This is a genomic window from Clostridium pasteurianum (genome assembly GCF_001705235.1).
Taxonomy (GTDB): Bacteria; Bacillota; Clostridia; order Clostridiales; family Clostridiaceae; genus Clostridium_S; species Clostridium_S pasteurianum_A.
The window spans coordinates 2,318,792-2,342,380 of sequence record NZ_MCGV01000001.1; the positions used below are offsets into that span (position 1 = coordinate 2,318,792).

General features: G+C 30.3%; 24 protein-coding genes. 19 read left to right on the plus strand and 5 right to left on the minus strand.

What is annotated here, in order from left to right:
• Positions 1-152: 152 nt before the first annotated feature.
• From BEE63_RS10265 to BEE63_RS10325, 13 genes are all read left to right on the plus strand, one after another.
• Complete coding sequence (locus tag BEE63_RS10265; protein WP_066021294.1) at positions 153-614, plus strand: MarR family winged helix-turn-helix transcriptional regulator; 462 nt, start codon at positions 153-155, stop codon at positions 612-614.
• Complete coding sequence (locus BEE63_RS10270; RefSeq protein ID WP_066021295.1) at positions 611-2,068, plus strand: MFS transporter; 1,458 nt, start codon at positions 611-613, stop codon at positions 2,066-2,068. The genes BEE63_RS10265 and BEE63_RS10270 overlap by 4 nt, the downstream gene beginning before the upstream one ends.
• An 89-nt stretch (positions 2,069-2,157) precedes the next feature.
• Entirely contained in the window at positions 2,158-2,586 is a 429-nt protein-coding gene (locus BEE63_RS10275; RefSeq protein ID WP_066021296.1) for a MarR family transcriptional regulator, read from the plus strand.
• Complete coding sequence (locus tag BEE63_RS10280; protein WP_066021297.1) at positions 2,583-2,906, plus strand: DMT family transporter; 324 nt, start codon at positions 2,583-2,585, stop codon at positions 2,904-2,906. Before BEE63_RS10275 ends, BEE63_RS10280 begins: the two co-directional genes overlap by 4 nt.
• Positions 2,907-2,995: 89 nt before the next feature.
• Positions 2,996-3,799, plus strand: coding sequence for an alpha/beta hydrolase (locus BEE63_RS10285; protein WP_066021298.1), 804 nt, complete (start codon positions 2,996-2,998; stop codon positions 3,797-3,799).
• Between the two features lie 101 nt (positions 3,800-3,900).
• Entirely contained in the window at positions 3,901-4,638 is a 738-nt protein-coding gene (locus BEE63_RS10290) for a MurR/RpiR family transcriptional regulator (RefSeq protein ID WP_066021299.1), read from the plus strand.
• A gap of 214 nt (positions 4,639-4,852) precedes the next feature.
• Positions 4,853-5,779: a 1-phosphofructokinase gene (gene pfkB, locus BEE63_RS10295; RefSeq protein WP_278286415.1), complete on the plus strand. Its 927-nt coding sequence runs from the start codon at positions 4,853-4,855 to the stop codon at positions 5,777-5,779.
• Positions 5,780-7,183: a PTS fructose transporter subunit IIC gene (locus BEE63_RS10300; RefSeq protein WP_066021300.1), complete on the plus strand. Its 1,404-nt coding sequence runs from the start codon at positions 5,780-5,782 to the stop codon at positions 7,181-7,183.
• Between the two features lie 42 nt (positions 7,184-7,225).
• Positions 7,226-8,077 (plus strand): class II fructose-bisphosphate aldolase, encoded by an 852-nt coding sequence (locus BEE63_RS10305; RefSeq protein ID WP_066021301.1) that lies wholly within the window; start codon positions 7,226-7,228, stop codon positions 8,075-8,077.
• A 30-nt stretch (positions 8,078-8,107) separates the two neighbouring features.
• Entirely contained in the window at positions 8,108-8,554 is a 447-nt protein-coding gene (locus tag BEE63_RS10310; protein WP_066021302.1) for a PTS sugar transporter subunit IIA, read from the plus strand.
• Positions 8,555-8,745: 191 nt separating this feature from the next.
• Positions 8,746-9,420, plus strand: coding sequence for a response regulator transcription factor (locus BEE63_RS10315; protein WP_066021303.1), 675 nt, complete (start codon positions 8,746-8,748; stop codon positions 9,418-9,420).
• Positions 9,420-10,778 carry a HAMP domain-containing sensor histidine kinase gene (locus BEE63_RS10320; protein ID WP_066021304.1) on the plus strand — a complete coding sequence of 453 codons (1,359 nt, stop codon included), beginning with the start codon at positions 9,420-9,422 and terminating at the stop codon, positions 10,776-10,778. The genes BEE63_RS10315 and BEE63_RS10320 overlap by 1 nt, the downstream gene beginning before the upstream one ends.
• A 135-nt stretch (positions 10,779-10,913) precedes the next feature.
• Positions 10,914-11,879 (plus strand): glycosyltransferase family 2 protein, encoded by a 966-nt coding sequence (locus BEE63_RS10325; RefSeq protein WP_066021305.1) that lies wholly within the window; start codon positions 10,914-10,916, stop codon positions 11,877-11,879.
• Between the two features lie 42 nt (positions 11,880-11,921).
• Here BEE63_RS10325 and BEE63_RS10330 read toward each other — a convergent pair whose 3' ends face one another.
• The 3 genes from BEE63_RS10330 to BEE63_RS10340 form a co-directional block, all read right to left on the minus strand.
• Positions 11,922-12,605, minus strand: coding sequence for a hypothetical protein (locus BEE63_RS10330; RefSeq protein WP_066021306.1), 684 nt, complete (start codon positions 12,603-12,605; stop codon positions 11,922-11,924).
• Positions 12,606-12,692: 87 nt separating this feature from the next.
• Positions 12,693-13,481, minus strand: a complete 789-nt coding sequence (locus BEE63_RS10335; RefSeq protein WP_066021307.1) for a class I SAM-dependent methyltransferase — start codon at positions 13,479-13,481, stop codon at positions 12,693-12,695.
• 89 nt (positions 13,482-13,570) lie between these two features.
• Positions 13,571-14,254: an MgtC/SapB family protein gene (locus tag BEE63_RS10340; protein ID WP_066021308.1), complete on the minus strand. Its 684-nt coding sequence runs from the start codon at positions 14,252-14,254 to the stop codon at positions 13,571-13,573.
• Positions 14,255-14,508: 254 nt separating this feature from the next.
• Between BEE63_RS10340 and BEE63_RS10345 the strand changes: the two genes are divergently transcribed.
• The 5 genes from BEE63_RS10345 to BEE63_RS10365 all read left to right on the plus strand — a co-directional run bounded on the left by BEE63_RS10345 (position 14,509) and on the right by BEE63_RS10365 (position 19,862).
• Positions 14,509-14,775 carry a metal-sensing transcriptional repressor gene (locus tag BEE63_RS10345; protein ID WP_066021309.1) on the plus strand — a complete coding sequence of 89 codons (267 nt, stop codon included), beginning with the start codon at positions 14,509-14,511 and terminating at the stop codon, positions 14,773-14,775.
• Between the two features lie 29 nt (positions 14,776-14,804).
• Complete coding sequence (locus tag BEE63_RS10350; protein ID WP_198507938.1) at positions 14,805-17,039, plus strand: heavy metal translocating P-type ATPase; 2,235 nt, start codon at positions 14,805-14,807, stop codon at positions 17,037-17,039.
• Between the two features lie 26 nt (positions 17,040-17,065).
• Positions 17,066-17,323, plus strand: a complete 258-nt coding sequence (locus BEE63_RS10355; protein WP_066021310.1) for a heavy-metal-associated domain-containing protein — start codon at positions 17,066-17,068, stop codon at positions 17,321-17,323.
• 191 nt (positions 17,324-17,514) lie between these two features.
• On the plus strand, positions 17,515-17,913 hold the full coding sequence (locus BEE63_RS10360) for a hypothetical protein (protein WP_066021311.1): 399 nt from the start codon (positions 17,515-17,517) through the stop codon (positions 17,911-17,913).
• 257 nt (positions 17,914-18,170) lie between these two features.
• Entirely contained in the window at positions 18,171-19,862 is a 1,692-nt protein-coding gene (locus tag BEE63_RS10365; protein ID WP_066021312.1) for an acetolactate synthase large subunit, read from the plus strand.
• Positions 19,863-20,283: 421 nt separating this feature from the next.
• On the opposite strand, the gene BEE63_RS10370 is transcribed toward BEE63_RS10365, so the two are convergent.
• Positions 20,284-21,732, minus strand: coding sequence for a PLP-dependent aminotransferase family protein (locus BEE63_RS10370; protein WP_066021313.1), 1,449 nt, complete (start codon positions 21,730-21,732; stop codon positions 20,284-20,286).
• Between the two features lie 297 nt (positions 21,733-22,029).
• On the opposite strand from BEE63_RS10370, the gene BEE63_RS10375 reads away from it, so the two are divergent.
• A complete protein-coding gene (locus BEE63_RS10375; RefSeq protein WP_242874777.1) occupies positions 22,030-23,061 on the plus strand; it encodes an HD-GYP domain-containing protein in 1,032 nt (343 codons plus the stop codon).
• A 140-nt stretch (positions 23,062-23,201) separates the two neighbouring features.
• Here BEE63_RS10375 and BEE63_RS10380 read toward each other — a convergent pair whose 3' ends face one another.
• A complete protein-coding gene (locus BEE63_RS10380; protein ID WP_066021315.1) occupies positions 23,202-23,456 on the minus strand; it encodes an AbrB/MazE/SpoVT family DNA-binding domain-containing protein in 255 nt (84 codons plus the stop codon).
• Positions 23,457-23,589 lie beyond the last annotated feature (133 nt).

Genomic DNA, 23,589 nt, shown 5'->3' on the forward strand with positions numbered 1-23,589 from the left:
AATCCCGGATTTCTGAATCTAGGATTTGTTTTTTTATTATCCGCATTAATCACGGCGAATATACTAAAGTTTTATTATAAATTGAAGTAAACGTTATATACTGTTGACTAATCAACCATATTGTGATAATTTTATTTATGGAAGGAGAATATATGGATACGGATATAAATAATTTAGCTAGATTAATAAATAGTATATATAGATGTAATCAAGTTTATTTTGATAAAAAGCTTAAGGAATTTAATCTTACCATAGGAACATATCCATACTTGCTTAAGTTAAATAGACTGCCAGGTATAAGCCAAAATGATATAAGTAAGGAACTAAATGTTGATAAAGCTATGTCAGCAAGAACAGTAAAAAAACTTATAGAACTTGGATATGTTAAAAAAGAAGAAAATGAGGAAGATACAAGAGCTTATAGACTTTACTTAACAGATAAGGGCAAAAGCATTATTCCACAAATTAAAAAGGTTATTTATGAATTAATTCATATTTTAGTTAAGGGAAGTAACGAAGAAGAAATAAAAATATCAATGCAGTTCTTACAAAAAGTTTTATGTAATAGTAAAAGGTGTAGAGAACACTGCTGTGAAAGGATGAAAAAGGCGTGAATACTTTGCAAAATGAAACTTACAAAAAAAGATGGATAATTCTAGTTACAGTACTTTTAGTAACCCTTATGTCTACACTTGACGGCAGCATTGTAAATGTTGCATTGCCGGATATGTCAGCTAAGCTTCATGCAAGTATGGCAGCTGTTGAATGGGTGGTAACAAGTTTTCTTATAACAGTTGCAGCTACTATTTTGATATTTGGAAGACTTGGAGATATAAAGGGTAAGACGAAAGTATTTAAGTTTGGAATTGTACTATTTACAATTGGTTCACTTTTATGTGGATTTACTAATTCTCTTTTAGTTTTAGTAATATCAAGAGTTATACAGGCAATAGGTGCTTCTGCAACGATGGCAACTAATCAAGGTATAATAACTCAAGTCTTTCCATCAAATGAAAGAGGCAGAGCACTTGGACTTTTAGGTACATTTGTGGCTTTAGGTTCCATGATAGGACCTCCAATAGGCGGATTCATAATTTCAATGTTCAGTTGGAAATATATATTTCTAATAAACATACCTATAGGGATAATTGTGTTTATATTTAGTATGAAAATACTGCCAAAATCTCAAAATGATGTTAAGGAGGATTTGGATGGTAAAGGAGCTGCATTATTTACTGTATTTACTGTATTATTATTTGGTGCATTAGTTCAGGGACAAAATACAGGATATAACAAATATATGATTGCAGCATTTGTAATTGCGTTTGTTTCTCTTATACTATTTTTGATTTTAGAAAAGAAAAAGAAACAACCTTTACTGGATTTGAGCATTTTTTCAAATAGCTTGTTTTCGGTTAGTATAATTTGTGCATTTATGTCCTTTACTGCAATTAGTGCATCCAATATAATACTTCCATTTTATTTTCAGGATACGTTAAAGTACTCGGCAGCAGTAACGGGAATATTTATGATGGTTTCCCCAATTGTTTTATCTGTAGTAGCACCATTTAGTGGATACCTATCAGATAAAATTGGTTCTGAAGTTTTAACTTTTATAGGAATTTCTCTTACAAGTTTCGGATTATTTCTTATAAGCACTTTAACTGAAAAGTCATCGGTAGTCTTTTTAATAGCATATATAGTTATTATGACTATAGGAAATGGAATGTTTCAGGCACCTAATAACAATTTAGTAATGTCTACTGTTCCACATAATAAGTTGGGGATTGCTGGAAGTGTAAATGCCCTTATAAGAAATCTAGGATTTGTCGTTGGAACATCTTTATCTACACTTATTTTGTATAATAGAATGAGCAGTAGAATGGGACATAGAGTAGTTGATTATATAAAAGGCAGAGATGATGTATTTATGTATGGAATGAAGTGGGTATATATTTGTGCAGCATTATTTTGTTTTATAGGAGCTATAATTACAGCTTTAAGATTTTATAATAGTAAAAAAAAATCAAAGCAGAATCTAGATGATTTAGATGATAAAGCAGTGTAATTTTAATTGCTTAAACATAATATAAATGATAAAATAGTTAAAGACGTTTAATTAAATGTCTTTAACTATTTTTTTTATAAGGAGTAAATATGATTGAAAAAAGTATATCTTTAATTGCAAATTATATGTGGGGAAAATCCATTGAAAACATTAAAAATACGCTATCAGAAGAACAAATAAAAGATTTTAATATGAATGATTATTACTATCTTACTATGATTTATGAACTTAAAAATCCCAAGCTAAGTGATATCGCGGATAAGCTTAAAGTGACAAAACCTGCGGTATCTGCTTTAGCTAAAAGACTTGCTAAGAATGAGATGGTCATAAAAATACAATCAGAGACGGATAAAAGAGTATATTATTTAAAACTCACAGAGAAGGCTCTTAAAATAATTGAGGGAGACAATGAACTATATCATGACATAGCCACAATTTTAGAAGAAAAGTTGGGAGATAATGAGGTAGAAGAATTATTACAGTACATAATTAAAAATATTAAGGGTGGGGTTAGATGAGCTGGGTTTACCTGTTTTTTGCTATAATAGCTGAGGTTTGTGGTACGACTTTGATGAAAAAATCTAATGGTTTTAGTGAAATCAGATATGCTGTGATTATGTTAATTTTCTATGTATTGAGTTTAAGTATGTTAACACTTGCACTTAAGAAAATAGATATAAGTGTTGCATATGCTATATGGTCCGCGGTTGGTATAGTACTAATAGTGATAATAGGTTTTATAATGTTTAAAGAGCCTATAAATTTATATAAAGTACTATTCATTGGTTTAATTATAATAGGTGTTATAGGATTAAATTTAACATCTAAAGTTCATTAATAAATTTAAATGTATTGACAAAAACTGCAAAATTATATATACTAAACATATATAATTACTAGGTAAGATATATGTGAGGTGAAATCATAATGCAGAAAGCAGTTGAAATAAATAGTAGAAATTTAATTTTAAGAGGAATGCTTCATATACCTGATAAAGTGGAGGGAAAAGTACCCATTGTTATAATATATCATGGCTTTTGTGGAAACAAAATGGGGCCTCACTTTATGTTTGTTAAATTATCGAGAGCTCTGGAAAAATTAGGAATTGCAAGCGCTAGATTTGATTTTGCTGGAAGCGGCGAAAGTGATGGAAAGTTTGAAAACATGACTTTTAATAAAGAAGTTTTTGATGCCAATAAGATTTTGGACTATGTAAAAGAACTTAAATTTGTTGACAAGAGCAGGATTGCAATACTTGGTTTTAGCATGGGCGGTGCTATAGCAAGTGTTATTGCAGGAGAGAGAAATGAAGAAATCAATACTTTATGTCTTTGGGCGCCAGCGGGAAATATGGAAGAAATAATATTATCAGACAATTATATTGGAAATGAATATGATGAATTTATTAAAAAGGGAACTTTTAGTGTGGAGGGTTTATCGTTAGGTAAAGAATTTGTAGATGATATTAAAACTGCTAATATTTTTAGTAAAGCAGCTAAGTATGATGGTAGAACTCTTATTGTCCATGGAACTAAGGATGAAATTGTGCCAATGGATACATCTAGACATTATATTGAAATTTATGGTAAAAACTCCGATTTGAAGTTTATAGATGGCGCTAACCACATGTTTGAAAAGAACATCTGGGAGAAGGAAATAATTTATATTACTCAAAAATATTTTTATGAAAAGTTAATTGGAAAAGAAAATTACAGCGAAAAGTTGGCATAATTAAAAAACAATAAGCAGAATTCGTAAAAAGATGTAAAAGATATTGATATTTTGTATTGCATAGTATAGGGTTAAGGTATTATGATAAGTTTGGTGATATTATGATAATAAAAGTGAATTCTGAAATTTTAAGTAGATTAACTAATACTGAAAAACAAGTAATTGAATATATAAACAATAATGATAATAAATTAATTAAAATGTCCATAGTAGATGTGGCGGAGGAGACATATACTTCTCCAGCTACTGTTTCTAGGGCTATAAAAAAGGCTGGAATTGATGGGTTTAGCCAGCTTAGGTATTTAATTTCTAAGGAAAGTAATGGGGATTCAGATTCTGGACAAGTTAATGAAATTATTAATAAATCCTTGATAGAAACTACTAATACTATAGAGAGAATATCAGTTGAGGATATTTTGAAAACGGTTAATTTAATAAAAAACTCTAGTAGAATTTATGTGCTTTCAAGGGGACTTACGGAGCTTGTTGGTGAGGAATTTACTTTGAAGCTTCAACTTCTGGGATATAATGGATTCTCTATTAAAGATCCAAATATAATGATGAAAATGAGTGGAAGTATGAAAAAGAATGAATTATTGTTTGCTTTTTCACTTTACGGTAAAACACCAGAAATAATAAATTCAGCTGAAAATGCAGTTTCACTTGGCTGTAAGGTTATTTCATGCTGCTGCGGCGAGGATACAAAGCTTGAAAAATTATCAAGTATTTATTTGAATGGTTATAAGGATAAGAATATATCGATAAAGAAGTTTGAAGTTACATCAAGGTTGCCTCTTACTATAATATCTAGAATAATAATTGATTATTTATCACTTTAAAAAATATTTTAATTTAGTATTCATAAATAAGTTAAGAAATGTTGATAGTGTATGTTGAAAGTTAACAACATACACTATCAACATTTTTTGTATAAGTGAAAATGTTTTCAAATACTGAAAAGACTTTAGTATAGAAATGAACTAAAATAAAATTGTAAAGAAGATAAAACATAAATCCATCGATGGTAGTAAAAATTGTATTACAAAATTGGGGGTGACTAAAACGATTTATACACTGACAACAAACCCAGCTATTGATATGAATATTAGAACAAAATCTACAGAACCAAATGCAGTAAATAGAACAGAAAGTGTTAAATACTTTCCGAATGGTAAAGGGATAAATGTTTCACTAGTTTTAAACCATTTTGGAATGAAATCTACAATATTTGGATTCTTTGGAGGGTTTTCAGGAAATTATATTGTAGATGAACTTAAAAAAAGTAATTTTAATGTTAAGCCTTTATGGATAGAGGGGATTACTAGAATAAATGTTTTTATAAGTGATGGAACTAATGAATTTAAATATGTAAATAAGGGTGCATTTGTTCCAGAAGAAGAGCAAGAAAAGTTTATTAATTATCTTAAGGCTTCAAAAGATTGTGAGTGTCTCATAATAAGTGGAAGCTTATCACCTGGAATTGACAAAAGTTATTATAAAAAAATACTTGAAATATGCAATCATAAATCAATAAAATGTATTCTTGACATAAGCACTCCAGAGTTGAAAAATTTATTGAAATATAAACCTCTTCTCATAAAGCCTAATGACGAAGAAGTGAAGAAGATATTTGATCTAGACATTAAAAATGAAGATGATGCAAAAAAAGCTTTAATCAAAATTAGCAGCATGGGTGCACAAAATATACTATTAACATTGGGAGACAAAGGAATGTACTTTTACGATGGTAACAAAATGTATTATTGTGACGCAGTAAAAGTAAAATTAGTAAGTTCAGCTTGTGCTGGAGATGCATGTTTAGCAGCATTTCTAAGTGAGTGGTTTAATTCTAACAAGATAGAATATGCTCTAAAAAAAGCGTCAGCAGCAGGAGCAAATGTTGCAGAATCTGATGGTTTAGGGAAATTGGATAAAATTGATGAATATATAAAACAATTAAACGTTAGGGAGGTAAAGTAAATGAAAAAAATACTTGCGGTTACAGGATGTCCAACAGGTATAGCACATACATTTATGGCTGAAGAAGCATTAAAAGAAGCAGCTAAGAAGTTTGGTGCAGAAATTAAAGTTGAAACTAACGGTGCAGTAGGGGTAGAAAACAAGATTACCGATGAAGATATGAAAGAAGCTATTGGTGTAATTATAGCAGCAGATAAAGATGTTCATCCTGATAGATTTAATGGCATGAAGGTTTTGGAAGTGCCTGTAAGTGAAGGAATAAATAAAGCTGAAGAGCTTGTTGATAGAATTATAAAAGGCAATGCACCTATAAGAAAAGGTGATGAAAATACTGACAGTGTGAATAAAGATAAAACAGTAGATATGGAAGAAAAGAAGAGTATTTTCAGAACAATTTATGTTCATTTAATGAGTGGAGTTTCATATATGCTTCCATTTGTTGTAGCAGGTGGTGTTTTAATAGCAATATCATTCTTATGGGGTATAAATTCATTTAATCCTAAATCAAGTGATTATAATGCATTTGCTGCAATGCTTTATAACATTGGTCAAAAAGCTTTTGGAGTAATGGTACCAGTATTTACAGCATATATTGCTGCATCAATAGCAGATAAACCAGGTTTGGTTCCAGGATTTGTTGGTGGACTTATAGCAGTAGAAACTGGTTCTGGATTTATTGGTGGAATAATTGCCGGTTTTGCAGCAGGTTACTTGATGGTATGGATGAAAAAACTATTAAAGGGACTTCCAAGACAGTTTGAAGGTTTAAAATCAATATTCATACTACCACTTTTAGGAGCATTGATAATAGGAATAATGATGTATTTGTTAGGTCAACCAGTATCATCAGTAAATAAAGGCTTGATGGCTTGGTTAAGCTCTATGCAAAAGGCTAACCCTATACTTCTAGGAATAATTGTAGGAATGATGTGTGCATTTGACTATGGTGGACCAGTAAATAAAGCAGCTTATGTTACAGGAACTATGTTACTTGGACAAGGTAACTACTATTTTATGGCAGGAGTTTCAGCAGCATGTATAACACCTCCACTAGTAATAGCTTTAGCAACTACTATATTTCCAAAAGCATTTGATGCAGACGAAAGGGCAGCAGGACTTGTAAATTATGTATTAGGATGTACACATATTACAGAAGGTGCTATACCCTTTGCAGCAAAGGATCCAATAAGAGTCATACCGATATTAATGTTTGCTTCATCAATTTCATCAGTACTTTCATATGTGCTTAAGATACAAGTTCCAGCACCACATGGAGGATTTTTAATATTACCTTTAGTAAGTAAGCCTTTAGCATGGGTACTTTGCATATTAGCAGGCTCTATAGTAGGGTCTATATGCTATGGGTCATATAGAACTATGATGAGAAAGAAACAAGCAGCATAAGTTGATTTTTAATAACGATTGTCTTAGAAAGGGGACTTTAAATTGTTAGTTAGCGGTAATGAACTTTTAGAAGATGCGTTTAAAAATAATTATGCCATTCCTGCATTTAATTTTAACAACATGGAAAATGTTCAAGCTATAATTGATGGGGCTGAAGAGCTTAATTCACCAGTTATAATTCAAACAACAGAAGGTGCAATAAATTATGCGGGATTTGAATATATTGCGGATATTGGTATTGGAGCAGCTAGAAGAGCGAGAGTTCCAGTAGCACTTCATCTGGATCATGGTCAAAAGTTTCAATATGAAGTAAAGGCTATAAGATTAGGATGGACATCACTTATGATTGATGCTTCAAGGGAAGAGTTTGATGCCAATGTAGAGCGTGTCAAGGAAGTAGTAAAGGTAGCAAAACCACTTGGAATATCTGTTGAAGCAGAAATAGGTAAAGTAGGTGGAAAAGAGGATGACATAGATTTTGATAGTAGTGTTTATACAACTGTAGATGAAGCAAAAAGATTTTATGATGAAGTCCTTTGTGATTCACTGGCAGTGGCAGTAGGAACACAGCATGGAATTTATAAGGGAGAAGTAGTTCTTAATTTTGATAGAATAAAGGAAATAAAAAACGCTCTTAAAATTCCTATAGTATTACATGGATCTTCAGGAGTACCTCTTAATTTATTAAAAGAAGCCGTTCAAAGTGGGATAAATAAAGTAAACTTTGATACAGACTTAAAGCTTGCTAACCATAAGGCATTAAAGAGTTTCATAGAGAATAATCCTGATGTATATGATACTAGGAAGATATATAACAGTTGTAGGGAAGCTATGAAAGAGACTGTAAAAGAAAAGATTATGACATGTATGTCAAATAATCGTTCTTGGCTCTAGGTATAAAGTTTAAATTGGAGAGTTGATAATATGAAGTTAACAGAATTATTAGATAAGAATGCAATGTGCCTTGATTTAAAAGCTAATACTAAATATGAAGTTATTGATGAAATGATAGGTCTATTGAGCAGTGCTGGAGTTATTAAAGACAGAGATTTATTTAAAAAGGAGATAATTAATAGAGAAAACCTTGGATGCACTGGCATTGGATTTGGGATTGCTATACCACATGCAAAGACATCGGCAGTTAAGAAGCCAACAGTAGCTTTTGGAATCAGTAAATCAGGAGTCGATTATGATTCTATTGATAGTAAAAAAGTAAATTTGATATTTATGATTGCAGTAGGTGATAATGACAGTGATTTACATCTTAAGGCTCTAGCTAATTTATCACGTTCACTTATGCATAAAGAGTTTAGAGAGAAGCTATTAAATGCAAAAACAGAGAATGATATATTAAATATTTTTAATAGCTAAATATAAGAGTTATAGTAGACTAGCAAATTTAATTGTAGGGATTTGCTAGTCTATTTATTATTTATAAATGTGATTATAATATAACAAAACAAATATGTCTCATTTCACATAGTTTTCACACAATAATTTTATAATATTTTAAAGGTAATATGATAAAATTATTTGTAGCAAAATAAGGTGGGGTGATAAATTTGGCAAGAAGAATATATTTAGTTGAAGATGAGAGAAGTTTGAATGTCCTACTAGATAAGTATCTTACGAAAGAGGGATACAGTGTAACTACATTTTATGATGGTAATTCTGCTAAACAGAAAATAAAGGATATGCCTGATTTATGGATATTAGATATAATGCTTCCAGATACGGATGGATATGAGCTTATTAAAGATATTAAGCAAAATAATAAAAGTACACCGGTTATATTTATGTCTGCACGTAATGAGGAACTAGATAGAGTAATTGGATTGGAACTTGGCAGTGACGATTATTTATCTAAACCTTTTTTGCCAAGAGAGCTTGTTATAAGAACTAATAAGCTTATGGAAAGAATATATAGTGATAATGAAGCTAAATATAATGATGATATAAAGATTGGAGAATATGTATTAAGCAAAAAACAGAGAGCTGTATTCTTTAGGGAGGAAGAGTTGCAGCTTACAAATAAGGAATTTGAGCTTTTAAGTTATCTTGTTGATAATAAAAACAATGTAATATCTAGGGATCAGATACTTATGTATGTATGGGGAAATGATTATTTTGGTTCAGATAGGGTAGTAGATGATACTATAAGGAGACTTAGAAAAAAAGTAAGTAAACTAACTATAGAAACAATATATGGATATGGGTATAAGTTGGTGAATAGATGATGAAGATGTTTAAGATAAAGACATTGACTATGAGAATATGGATGAGTTTTACTGCTATGATTCTTATAATAATCTGTAGTAGTTCAATGCTATATTTATTTGCATATAGAGCTTTTGATCAAAATGCTAAGATGCAGGACTTAAAAACATCTCAGGATATGCTCATTAAAAATAATAATTTTAATGAACCCTTGAGATTTGATAAGATGAAAAACTTAGAAAAGAGCCAAAGTTTTATAGTTATAATGCAGAATGGCAATCCAGAAATTGAAGATGTAAATAAACCTCCCGATGGACCTATGCCTAAGGATGATGGGACTAAGAAGTGGATGGTTGGTTTTATAGATAAGGCAGGAAACTCTGAAAAGCAGTTTAAAGAAAACTATAATAACTTAAAAGTACTTTTTATAATAAGTCCTTTAAGAAGTGGGTATGGCGAAAAGGCATATCTTATAACTTATATGCCTTACTTTGTAGACAATAGTATATTATATTCAATCATGGTAATAGGAGCTTTGTTTATAATAATAGGTTTCTTTGCAGCAAAAATTGCAGCTGGACATATATCAAAGCCACTTAAAGAGCTAGAGAATTACACTAAGAAAATAGCCAGTAAAGATTGGAAGGAACCTATAGAGATTAATGGTGATGAGGAAATAGCAAGTTTAGCAAATTCTATGAATATTATGCAGAAAAAATTAAAATATGCTGATGAAGATGAGAAAATGTTTTTACAAAGTATATCACATGATTTGAAAACTCCAGTTATGGTTATAATGAGTCATGCGCAGGCAATTATTGATGGCATCTATATAAATTCAGTTGAAGAAACAGCTCAAATAATAAAGGATGAGTCTATTAGACTTGAAAAGAAAATTAAACAGATGCTATATTTAAATACTCTTGATTATGTGCTAGAAAATAATGTCCAAAATGAAATAATAAATTTAAATGATCTTTTAGAGGAAATGGTACTTAGGTTTAAAGTATTTAGTTGTAACATTGAAGTGGAATTTAGTAAAAATAATATTACTATCTTCGGAAATGAAGAGAAAGTAAGAATATCCATAGAAAATATATTTGATAATGCCATTAGGTATGTAAATAAAAAAATAAGGTTAAGTCTTAAAGAAGAAAATAAGTTTGCTGTTATAGAAATTTATAATGATGGAGACAAAATTTCAGATAAAAGTATAGACAAAATATTTGATAATTTATATAAGGACAAGAAGGGAAAATTTGGACTTGGACTTGCAATATCTAAGAAAATAATAAGCTTTTATGATGGAGAGATTAAGGCTGTTAATAAGGATATTGGGGTTAGCTTTATAATAAAATATCCAATATATAATAAATAAGTTTTGTTAATCACATAAAAATCACATATAGATTCCATATTACTACTATATTTCGCTAGTACAATTAAAATAATTTCTAAGGACGTAATGTCAATTACAATTTTTTATTAAAAAACTAGGAGAGGTGGAAGTAATATGGGATACGGAATAGTATACAGTATAGTTGTTCCAGTGTTTAATGAGGAATTAGTTATTTCAGAGTGTCATAGAAAACTTAAAGAAGTTATGGATGGGACAAATGAAGAATATGAAATAATATTTGTTAATGATGGAAGCACGGATACAACAAGGAAGAAAGCAGAAGCAATTTGTAAGAAAGATAAAAATGTTAGGGTTGTAAATTTTTCAAGGAATTTTGGGCATCAGGCTGCCATAACTGCTGGAATGGATGTATCTAATGGTGAAGCTATTGTAGTAATAGATGCAGATCTTCAGGATCCCCCTGAGGCTATACCTAAGATGATTGAAAAATGGAAGCAAGGTTATGAAATTGTATATGGGAAAAGACTTAAGAGAGAAGGAGAGACTTTTCTTAAAAAAGTTACTTCAAAAATATATTATAGAATATTAAGTAGTATGACAAGTGTAGATGTTCCTGTAGATGTAGGTGATTTTAGGCTTATTGATAGGAAGGTCTGTGATGCACTATCGTCTTTACCTGAGAAGAGTAGATATGTAAGAGGACTTGTAAGTTGGGTAGGTTTTAAACAAACTTATGTTGAATTTGTAAGGCATGAAAGATTTGCAGGGAAGACAAAATATTCTTTAAGCAAAATGATTAAATTAGCTGTTGATGGTATAACATCTATGTCATATAAGCCTCTTTCATTTGCAAACTATTTTGGCTCAACATGTCTTACTCTTGGAATAATAGCATTTATAATTATAACAATAAAAAATGCGTTAAGTCATATTAGCATTTTAAGCCTTGGTTCAATTTTATCTATAAATATAGCTATGTTTGGTACAGTTTTTATAAGCAATGGAATTATGGGTCAATATATTTCAAGAATTTTTGAAGAAACTAAAGAAAGACCTGTATATATAATAGATAATATATTGAATTATAAAGAAGTAGAACATTATAAAGGTAAGGATTAATGAAGGGTCAGTTTACTTTCGAGTATGCTGACCCTTTAAATATCAATATGGATTTTTATATGGAAAAGGGTGACTAAAGGCTAAATGCTCAATAGTAAAATTAAAATGATATAGGTCATATTCATCATTCGTACTATTATTAAATTGAATTTTATTATCAAAAAAGGATATAGCTAAAGGAATTACATCTAAATGTTTTTTGTTTTCTGCATTTATTTTAAGGCTAGGTTCATAAATTTCTATATCCGCATCTCCTAGGGATACAGTGACTTTATCTGAAGAAGTTAATAATGATTTCAGATTGCCGGATTCGTAGAAGTTAACTGAGTTGATGCCAGAAGTTAAATTTAAAATGTCTGAATTAAAAGTAGTGATTTTACCGATAGGAGTTGAAATTAAAGTTGGTTTACTTGAATTAAAGGACTTTATATTGCCGCTTTCATAGAAGCTTACTAAATTTGCGGACAGAGTTCCAACTGGAGTGTTTATGTTAGTTTGAGTCTGCAAATATATACTTTTTAATCTTCCATCTTCATAAAAACAAAGAGAATTCATGTGTTTATCACACTCATCATTTGAAAAGTTATATCGAGGGATTAAAGCACCACATGTAGTACTAATTGAATTTATTTCATTTAACGTGCAAACTTTTATATTGCCATTAACATAATTTTTTCTATAAGTTATACCAAGTAAGGATTTATAATTTGTCATAGCATTTTCCATAAGTAATACCTCCTATTTTGTAAAACTATCAATAACACATAAGATAATTTTACAAAATAAAAAAATGCATGTCAAATAATTATTAAATTAACAAGAAACTTTTCTGGAAACAAGTGTAAAAGTTTTAGGGATTCCTTTATCAAAATTATCGCATGATAAGTTTGGTTCTTCATCAAGAGTTTTAATTGTAAAGCCAGAAGAGGCAACAGAGGTTACTATTTCCCCAAGGGTCCATTTCCTTAAAAGGACTTTTTCAGGTTCACTATTATCAAGTAGATATTTTGAAAAGGCAGCATCTTTTTCTTCTAGAGAAGTGTCAAAATAGTTTCCAGTTACTTTATGTTTCCTAACCTTGGCAGTTGTGCCCCTAGAGGTGATTAATTTAGTTGAGACTGGATGAAAGTCTCTGAGGATAAATGTTCCACCATTTTTAAGGAGTTTGTATATTAGCTCCATAAAAGGCGATAGATCAAGAAAATAATGTAGTATGCCCATTTCGGCAAATACAATGTCATAATCCCCTGTTATAAAATTTTCAGGAAGTTTAAGTACATCACTTAAAATATAGTTTATTTTCACATTGGCTTTCTCAGCTAAATCTAAAGCATAATTCATGTTCCCCTTTGAAAAATCAACTACACTTACATCTGCACCTAATGAGGCAAGAGAAACTGCTTTGATTCCATTCGATCCCATGATGTTCATTATTTTTTTACCGTTAACATCTCCAAATTTTTCTTTAAGTACTGATAAAAATTTATAGGGATTTTCGCATATTTTTTTGGCTGCATCATCTGGAGTTCCAAATCTTTCAACCCATGCACTATAGGTTTCTTTATTCCAGGCATCTTCATTTATATTAGTAATTTCATTCATTTAATTTAAGGCCTCCGTAGCAATTTTTATGAAGTAACAGTTCTTTACTAATTATATATAAAAATAAGCCCCTTGAAAATAGGAGCTTACTAAAACTTAATATACTTTATAAAAGGATAATGTTGAATCATTAAAAGAAAATTAGATATATCATATGAATTAGGAATTTTAAGCACGAGATTTATATTAATAAGACTTGCCTTATTATCATCAGATTCCTTTTGTATCTTGAAACTTAATATATCTATATTTTTATCTTTGAATATGCACGTTAATTTGTCTACTGCATCTGGTTCATTTAATACCTTAATACTCAATTCCTCTGTTAGTGGATTAGCAAGCCAGAAAAAGTTTCTATGAAGAATAGTTTGTCCCAATAATATTACAAAGCAAGATAATAATCCTATACAATACATGCCTGAACCCAAAGCAAGTCCAACTCCAGCAGTAGCCCATATTCCGGCAGCGGTCGTTAATCCTTTTATGGATTGTTTTCTCATAAATATCATTCCAGCACCTAAAAAGCCTACGCCGCTTACAACTTGTGCAGCAATACGTGAAGGATCTATTGATATATTTTGTGTACCTACTAGATCTTGGAAACCATATTTTGATACTATCATCATAAGAGCAGAGCTCAGGCAAACTATAAAGTGGGTTCTTATACCGGCTTCCTTCATTCTATTTTGTCTTTCGTAACCTATTAAGCATCCACAAATGCCAGCAATTATTATTCTAATAAAATAAGTTAATTCAGTATTATAATTTAACACATGAAGTCATCTCCTAATCAATTGGTATAATATTTATTATATAACAATATTATAGATTAATTTACTGAAAATTTTGTTATTTTTGAAATTATTAATTTAAAATTTAGTCATTTGGTAAATAATAAATGCTATATGAAGATACACTTTATAAGTAACAGTGAGCAATAAAATTTATTAACAAATGAGAATCATTATTGACAATTATAAGACTAAGTGATATATTTAAGAAAACACCATACAGGGGAGGGGTATATGTGAACAAAGAAAAAAGCGAAGCTGTAAGAGCACTGAAAACTTCAAAAGGTCAAATTGAGGGGATAATAAAAATGATAGAAGACGGAAGGTATTGTATAGATGTATCCAATCAGATAGTTGCTGCATCGTCACTTTTAAAGAAAGCTAATATGCTTATTTTAAAGCAGCATCTTAACCATTGCGTGAAGGAAGCTTTTATGCATGACAATGGGGAAGAGAAAGTTGACGAAATAATGGATTTACTTTCTAGAGTAATTAGCAAGTAATAAAAAGTACAAAACAAGGAGAGGAGAGCATGAATAACAAAACTTTAAAAATAGAAGGAATGACTTGTGCTGCATGTGCAAGAACTGTTGAACGTGTAACAAGTAAATTAGAAGGAGTTACTAATTCTAATGTAAATTTAGCTACAGAAAAGTTAAGCATAAGTTTTGAAGAAGATAAGGTAAACATTGATGATATAAAAGATGCAATAACGAAAGCTGGATATAAAGCTTTTGATAATATAATTTCTATAGACAGGGATAAAGAGAGAAAAGAAAAAGAGATAAAGTCACTCTGGAATAGATTTTTAGTATCAGCTTTATTTGCAGTTCCCCTACTTATTATAGCAATGGTGCCTATGATATTTAATTCTATTGGAATTATGTTTCCACCAGCAATTGATCCTATGGTTCATCCTAAGATATATGGCATTTTGGAATTTGTACTAGTAATACCTATTATAATTAAGGGAAGAAAATTTTTTAAGGTTGGATTTAAAACTTTAATTAAGGGAAATCCTAATATGGATTCGTTAATTGCCATTGGTTCATCAGCGGCATTTTTATACAGTCTATTTGGATTATATAGAATATTTAATGGCAGCAAAGAAGCGCAGCTTTATTTTGAATCTGCTGGAATTATATTAACACTTATAACCCTAGGAAAGTATATGGAAGCTGTTTCTAAGGGGAAAACTTCAGAGGCAATAAAAAAGCTTATTGGGCTGACACCCAAAACTGCTATTGTTGTAAAGGGTGATAAGGAAGAGGAAATTCCCATAGATGAAGTTAAACCCGGCGATATTATAATTGTCAAACCTGGAGCTAAAATACCTGTGGACGGAATAGTAGTTGCAGGTACAACATCTATAGATGAATCAATGCTTACAGGAGAAAGTATTCCGGTCTCTAAAACTAAAGGTGATGAGGTTATAGGTGCAAGCATAAATAAAAATGGACTAATAAAGTACAAAGTTACAAAAGTCGGACGTGATACAGTGCTAGCACAAATTGTTAGGTTAGTTGAGGAGGCCCAGGGTTCAAAGGCACCTATTGCTAAACTTGCGGATATAGTGTCAGGTTATTTTGTGCCGGTAGTTATTGCACTAGCGGTTATATCAGCTTTAGCCTGGTATTTATCGGGTAAAGACGTAACCTTTACGCTTACTATATTTATATCGGTTCTAGTAATTGCTTGTCCATGTGCATTAGGATTAGCTACACCTACAGCCATCATGGTTGGAACAGGTAAGGGTGCTGAATATGGAGTTCTTATAAAAAGTGGTACAGCACTTGAAAACACACATAAAATTAAAACAATAGTATTTGATAAGACAGGAACAATAACGGAAGGGAAACCTAAAGTAACAGATATAAAAGCATCAGAAGGGGAAGAAAATTATTTGCTTAGAATTGCTGCTTCTGTTGAAAAAAATTCAGAACATCCACTTGGTGATGCTATTGTTAGGGAAGCGCAAACTCGCAATTTAGACTTATTTAAAACTGATGAATTTAAAGCTGTGCCAGGTCATGGTATTGAGGCTAGTATAAATGGAAGAAAAGTGCTTCTTGGAAACAAAAGACTTATGACTGATAATAATATTAAAATAGATAATATAATTGAAACTGCTGAGAAGTTAGCAAGTGAGGGCAAGACACCTATGTATATTGCACTTGATGGTGAAGCTAAGGGAATAATAGCGGTGGCAGATACAGTAAAGGAAAGCAGTGAAAGAGCAATAAAAAAACTTCATGAAAAAGCAATAGAAGTTGTAATGATAACTGGTGATAACAAAAAATCTGCTGATGCAATAGCTAAAAAGGTGGGAATAGACAGAGTACTTGCAGAGGTGCTTCCGCAGGATAAGGCAGCAGAAGTAAAAAAACTTCAAGATGAAGGTAAAAAAGTTGCTATGGTTGGAGATGGAATTAATGATGCTCCAGCGCTGGCTCAAGCAGATATTGGCATGGCAATAGGAAATGGTACAGATATTGCTATGGAGTCAGCTGATATAGTTCTTATGAAGAGTGATCTAATGGATGTAGCAGTAGCAATAGAATTAAGTCAGAAAACCATAAAGAATATTAAGGAAAATTTATTCTGGGCGTTTGGATATAACGTTATAGGCATACCTGTAGCTATGGGAATCCTATATTTGTTTGGAGGACCACTTTTAAATCCAATGATAGCGGCAGGAGCTATGAGTTTAAGTTCTGTTTCAGTATTAACTAATGCATTAAGGTTAAAAAGATTAAATTTAAAATAATATATAAATACAAGGAGGAAATAAAAATGGCTAAAAGAATATCAGTAGAAGGAATGAGCTGTGAACACTGTGCAGCTCATGTTAAAGAGGCACTAGAAGGGATTGGAGCTAACAATGTCAAGGTTAATTTAAAGAAAAAATCAGCATTAATAAGTAATGATGTGGAAGATGAAAAAATAAAGGCAGCTATTGAGGATGCTGGTTATGAAGCTACTAAGATAGAAGAAGCTTCAGATGAAAGTACATCTAAACTAAAGGGATTTTTTAAGAAGGTTATGAAGTAACAGTATTTTATAATATTAAACAAAGCTCATAAGTTTTATCATATCTGGGGTTTGGATCAGAGATTCATTATAATTATTCAAGTTTTGTATATGTGGAAAGTGCTTATATAAAATAAAAAATTATAATGTTGCTTACCTAAACCTCATGTATGATAATTTGCATTATATAATGTAAACTTTAGGAGGGTGTAATGAATAATGAAGTTGTACTTGTAGAGTTCTTTGGTACTAAAGATAAAAATTCATGTGGTGGATGTGAAGGTAGTAAGAAGTCATGTTCTAATAACTGTGGTGGATGTGGAACTTGTCATTCAAAAAAATCATGTTGTAGTAGTAAATCAATGTATGAACAATATTTGAATTTAAAAAAGTATATAAAAGAAACAGATATAAGTAATAATGTAGAAATACAATTTATAGATATGAAAAAAGTTAATTTAGATGAGTATGAATACATTAAAAAGGCTGTTGAAAAGAAATATACTCTTCCCATAATAGCTATTAATGAATATATAAGATTTTATGGAGGGATGCAGGAAGACATAATATATAATGCAATTAAAAAAGAATTGAATGACGTCTATATGTGAAATTCAAAATGACATATATTGGGCATCAAATAATAATTTTTTCTTTACTAGAAAACACAACATAAAAAGTAAATTAATATGTATTATATTTGAACATATGTAATAATAAGTAATCAAAATTGCATTAAAGCCGGTTATTTTTAAAAAATTTTAAAAATAAATTGACAAAGTGCAATTGAAACTATATATTAGGATATTAGCCACTGAAAAGTTTTTTTGAAAAATTTATTTAAATTAAAAATAAGGGGTTAATGTCAATGAGTGAAAGTTTAAAGCAAGAAAAGGATGTTAAAGTTTCAAAAATTTCAGAAGAGCAAAAAAAGTTAACTACTGCTGAATTAGTTGTAAAGTGCTTAGAAAATGAAAATGTAGAGTACATATTCGGTATACCCGGAGAGGAAAACTTAGCACTTATTAATGCTCTTAAGGAATCATCTATAAAATTTATAACTACACGTCATGAGCAAGGTGCTGCTTTTATGGCAGATGTATATGGACGATTGACTGGTAAACCTGGTGTATGTCTTTCAACTTTAGGACCGGGAGCTACAAACCTTATGACAGGAGTTGCTGATGCAAATCTTGATGGGGCTCCTTTAGTAGCAATAACTGGACAAGTTGGAACAGATAGAATGCATATAGAATCACATCAACATCTCGATTTAGTTGCTATGTTTGCTCCTGTTACTAAGTGGAACAAACAAATAGTAAGACCTGATACTGCACCTGAAATAGTTAGAAAAGCTTTTAAGACAGCAGTTGATGAAAAACCAGGCGCATGTCATATTGACCTTCCACAAAATATTGCGGATATGCCTGTAGAAGGTAAACCGTTAAAACATACATTAGTTGATAAGAGTTTTGCATCATATAGCAGCATAGAAAAAGCAGCAATAGCAATATCTAGAGCTAAAAATCCACTTATACTTTCAGGAAACGGAGCAATACGTTCTAAAGCAAATAAAGCAGTTTTAAATATGGCTGAAAGATTAAATATTCCAATTGCAAATACATTTATGGGTAAAGGAATAGTCTCTTTTAAGCATCCTCTTTCACTTTGGAGCATGGGACTAGCTCAAAAGGATTATGTTAACAGAATTTTTGAAAAGACAGATCTTGTTATTGCAATAGGTTATGATATAATAGAATATTCACCTAAAAAGTGGAACCCAAATGGAGATATTAATATAATCCATATAGGTGAAAATAGAGCTGAAGTAAATAAATGTTATCTTCCAGAAGTTGAAGTTATAGGTGATATATCAGATTCTATTTATGAAATAGTTAGGCGTTCAAATAGAGTAAATGTACCGAAGCAAGTACTTAAGATAAGGGAAGATATGGAAAAAGATTATAAGGAATACAGTAACGATGATTGTTGTCCTATGAAACCTCAAAAAATATTGTATGATTTACGTAAGGTTATGGGTGAAGAGGATATAGTTATATCTGATGTTGGAGCTCATAAAATGTGGATAGCTAGAAATTATCATTGTTATAAGCCTAATACATGTATAATATCAAATGGTTTTGCATCGATGGGTATAGCAATTCCTGGAGCATTAGCAGCAAAACTTGTAAATCCAGATAAAAAGGTAGTTGCAGTTACAGGTGATGGTGGATTCATGATGAATTCTCAGGAACTTGAGACAGCTTTAAGAATTGGTACTCCTTTTGTAACTCTAATATTTAATGATAGTAATTATGGACTTATAAAATGGAAGCAGGAAGAAAGATACGGAGAATCAGCATGTATACATTTTACGAATCCAGATTTTAAGATGTATGCTGAGAGCATGGGACTTAAAGGATATAGGATTACAAAAGCTGAAGATCTTATTCCTACTCTTGAGGAAGCATTAGCGCAGGATGTACCAAGTGTAATTGATTGTCCTGTTGATTACAGCGAAAATCTTAAATTATCACATAAATTAGAGGAACTAAAGTAACAGTATTGCTGGAACATTAAATAAAATTAATAAATCTAAGGGTGATATTTTAAAAATCCTAAGAAATTTCAATAACTCACTAACGTTCAAACAGATTGAAATTTCTAAGTCTTTTCAAAATATCACCCTAAGATTTATACAATTTTATTTAAATTGTTCCAGCAACACTGTTACTTTAGTCTGAGAGAAAGGCAAGGAAGAAATTCCTCCGTGCCTACGGAATTTTATCATAACTGGGGTTTTGAACTATTATGTTAATAATTAAAAAAGAATGTAATTTTTCTCCGGGATACTACGAAAAACTTTTAAACTTATAACTACTTTCATTTCCTTAGTGGAAATGTTCTTTTATAAAATGTAGATTTTCCATAGCAAAGCGGCGGAAAATCATCATTAATTCTTAATTTTTAATTCTTCATTCCTAATTGTTTTTTAAAATTTCGTGTATACAATCTCCTATTATTTCACATCCGTTTTTTATTTGGCTTTCGCTTACTCTAGAAAAGCCAAGTCTGAATGTATCTAATCCAGTTTTATCGGTATAAAATATATCACCAGGAGTAAAGACAACGCCTTTATCGTAGCATTTTTCTAGTAAAGTTCTAGAATTTATTCCTTTAATTTTTATGAAAATGTGAAGACCGCCTTCTCCCCAAATTTTTGTATATGGTATATATTTTTTGGCGTACTTAATGATTAATTCATATTTGTTTTTGTAGTATTTCTTTGCCCTTTTTACATATTTACTAAAGTTTTCTCCACGCAAGTATTCATAGAGTATAGCTTGGTCTAAGAAAGAAGTGTGAATATTTATGCTTCTCTTAACGCTTTCAAAATAGGATGTTAAATCTTTATCTGCTAGAACCCAGCCTATTCTCATTCCAGGAAAGAGTATTTTAGACAAGCTTCCTATGTATATAATATTGTTATTATTTGAATTTAATGCAGCTAAGGGTGTTATGTTTGAATTAGAGTATCTGAGCTCTTCGTTAAAGCCGTCTTCTATTATAGGTACATTAAAATTATTTAGTATACCTAAGGCTTTTAGACGCTTTTCAGGTGACATAACTATTCCAGTAGGGTTGTGATAAGTTGGAATTAAAAAAACTGCCTTTGGAACTTCTTTTTCAAGTTCACTTTTTAAAATTTCAAGGTTGAGTCCATCATCTTCCATATCAATTCCTTTTATATTTAATCTATGAAGTTTCATGATTTTTAAGGATGTATTATGTGTTGGATTCTCGCAAAGAATTTTATCACCTTTTTTTGTTATAGAATGCAATACTATGTTTAAGCCTTCTGTAAAACCATTGGTTATTAAAATATCCTTATTTTCTGTATTGATTCCTTTACTATTCATATAGGATTTTAAATGATCAATAAGTGGTTTATAACCTTTTGCATAGCCATAATTTAATATGTTATTTCCTTCAAGAGAGATTATGTTTAGAAAGTCACGTTTAATTTCGTCTATATCAAATAAGTTTTTGTTAGGAGAAATACTATCAAAAGAAATCATATTTTTTTTACTTCTAAGTTCATGTTTTGTTGTGTCTAATATTTCTGCTTTCTTGGCATATGGGCTTATAAAATTATCCCATGATAAACTTTTAGTTACTGAGGACTTAACTTTTATATTTGAAACGAAACTTCCCTTTCCCTTAATTGTATCAGTATAACCTTCATTAGATAGGGATTCGTATACATCGATGATTGTATTTCTACTAACTCTAAGCATTAAACTCATCTCACGTGTTGAAGGCAATTTCTCATTTTTTTGTAGTATACCTTTATCAATTAAATTTTTTATATAATTTTCAATTTGAACTTTTTTATGAGTACCTGATGTGAATTTTAAATTAAAGATCATACTTTCACCTCTATAAATGATAAAAAATTATCTATACTCTATATTGTTACACAAATATAAATTTAAATAAAGAATCATTTTTAGATACTTTAAGACATGCACAGAATATAATGAAAAATGTTATTAAATGTAGTTTTATTGTGTTTAGATACATTATATGGTATAATGACTTAAAATAATAAATTTAATTTGAAAATTTTAAATGATTTTAAAATTTAATTAAAGTACAGAATAAATTCGGACATAAAGATTGTATCTCTAGTATTTAAGATAGGGTGAGAAAAATTGAGAAAATATATGATGAATACAATTGATTGTAATAGTGATTGTGTGCTTGCGGAAGATATATTTGTATGTAATACAAAACTTATTTCTAGATATACCCCAATTAATGATTATATAAAGCAAAGTCTTTTTAGCAAAGGTATAAACGAAGTTAGTGTGTATAAAAAGAATGATAGCAAGGATATTTCTAGTAATAGTGAGGCCGATGAGTTTAAGGAAGGTTATGAAATAGCGGTATCGGATGTAAAGAAATTCGTTTTAAACATCTGTGATGGAAATAGTTTAGATTATGATGAACTCTTGAATTTATCGGAAAAAGTATATGATAATATTGGAAAGTGTGATTACATGGTAAAGTATGCAAGAGAGATCAAAAATAATGATGAGTATACTTTTTATCATAGTGTTAACGTAGCTTTTTATGGAATGCTTATAGCTAATTGGCTTAAACTCACAGATAATGAAATACGTGAAGTGATTTCTGCTGGAATTCTTCATGATTTAGGTAAAATTAAAATCGAAAATGAAATATTAAATAAACCTGGTAAACTTACTAATAGTGAATATGAGAAAATAAAGGAACATCCAGTTTATGGATACGAAATGATTAATAATGATTCACGAATTAGTAATAAAGTAAAACTGGCTATTCTTCAACATCATGAAAGAATAAATGGGACAGGCTATCCATATGGAATTAAAGCAGATGAAATAGATTTGTATTCTAAAATTATAGCAGTAGCAGATGTATATGATGCGATGACTTCGGATAGGGTATATAAAAAGAAGAAATCTCCATTTATTGCATTTAAAATGTTTAGGACGGAAGGGATTTCTCTTTTTGATGCCAGTATACTTAGAACTTTTATGAGTAATATAACTGTTCATTTTATAGGTGCAAAAGTTATATTGAATGATGGAAGAGAAGGGAAAATAGTATACATTCCACCGGATAATATATTACATCCTATATTAAAAGTGGATTCAAATTATGTAGATTTCTCAAAAGATAGCGATAGTTATATAAGTGAAGTTATTATGTAAACTAAAAAACGATGAGTAAAGAATGCTAAATTTTCTACTCATCGTTTTTGTAATGCTGTGAAAAATATATTTAAGTAGTGCTACTGTAATAAGCCTATAAGGTTATGCAGCAGCTTTTCAATCACTTTTAATAAAAAAATTTATTTTGCTAAGTCTTTTAATTCATCTTTGCACTTTTGACATATTCGTACACCTTTGAAATAACTTACGTCACTTAAGGAGTTACAGAATATGCATCCTGGAGCGTATTTTCTTAAAATTATATGGTGTTCATCTTCGTCAACAAAGATTTCGAGAGAGTCGCCTTCAGCTACGGTTAATTGTGATCGGGTTTCTTTTGGTATAACGATTCTACCAAGTTCATCTACTTTTCTAACAATTCCAATTGAATTCATTTTATTCACTCCTATATAATTTATAGTATATTACAATTTTATAAAAGAAATTTAAAAATTCAAGGTACAAATTTTGAATATTTGGGAACTATTGATAAAAAACAGCAAAAAAATCAATGTTTTTTTTATTTTT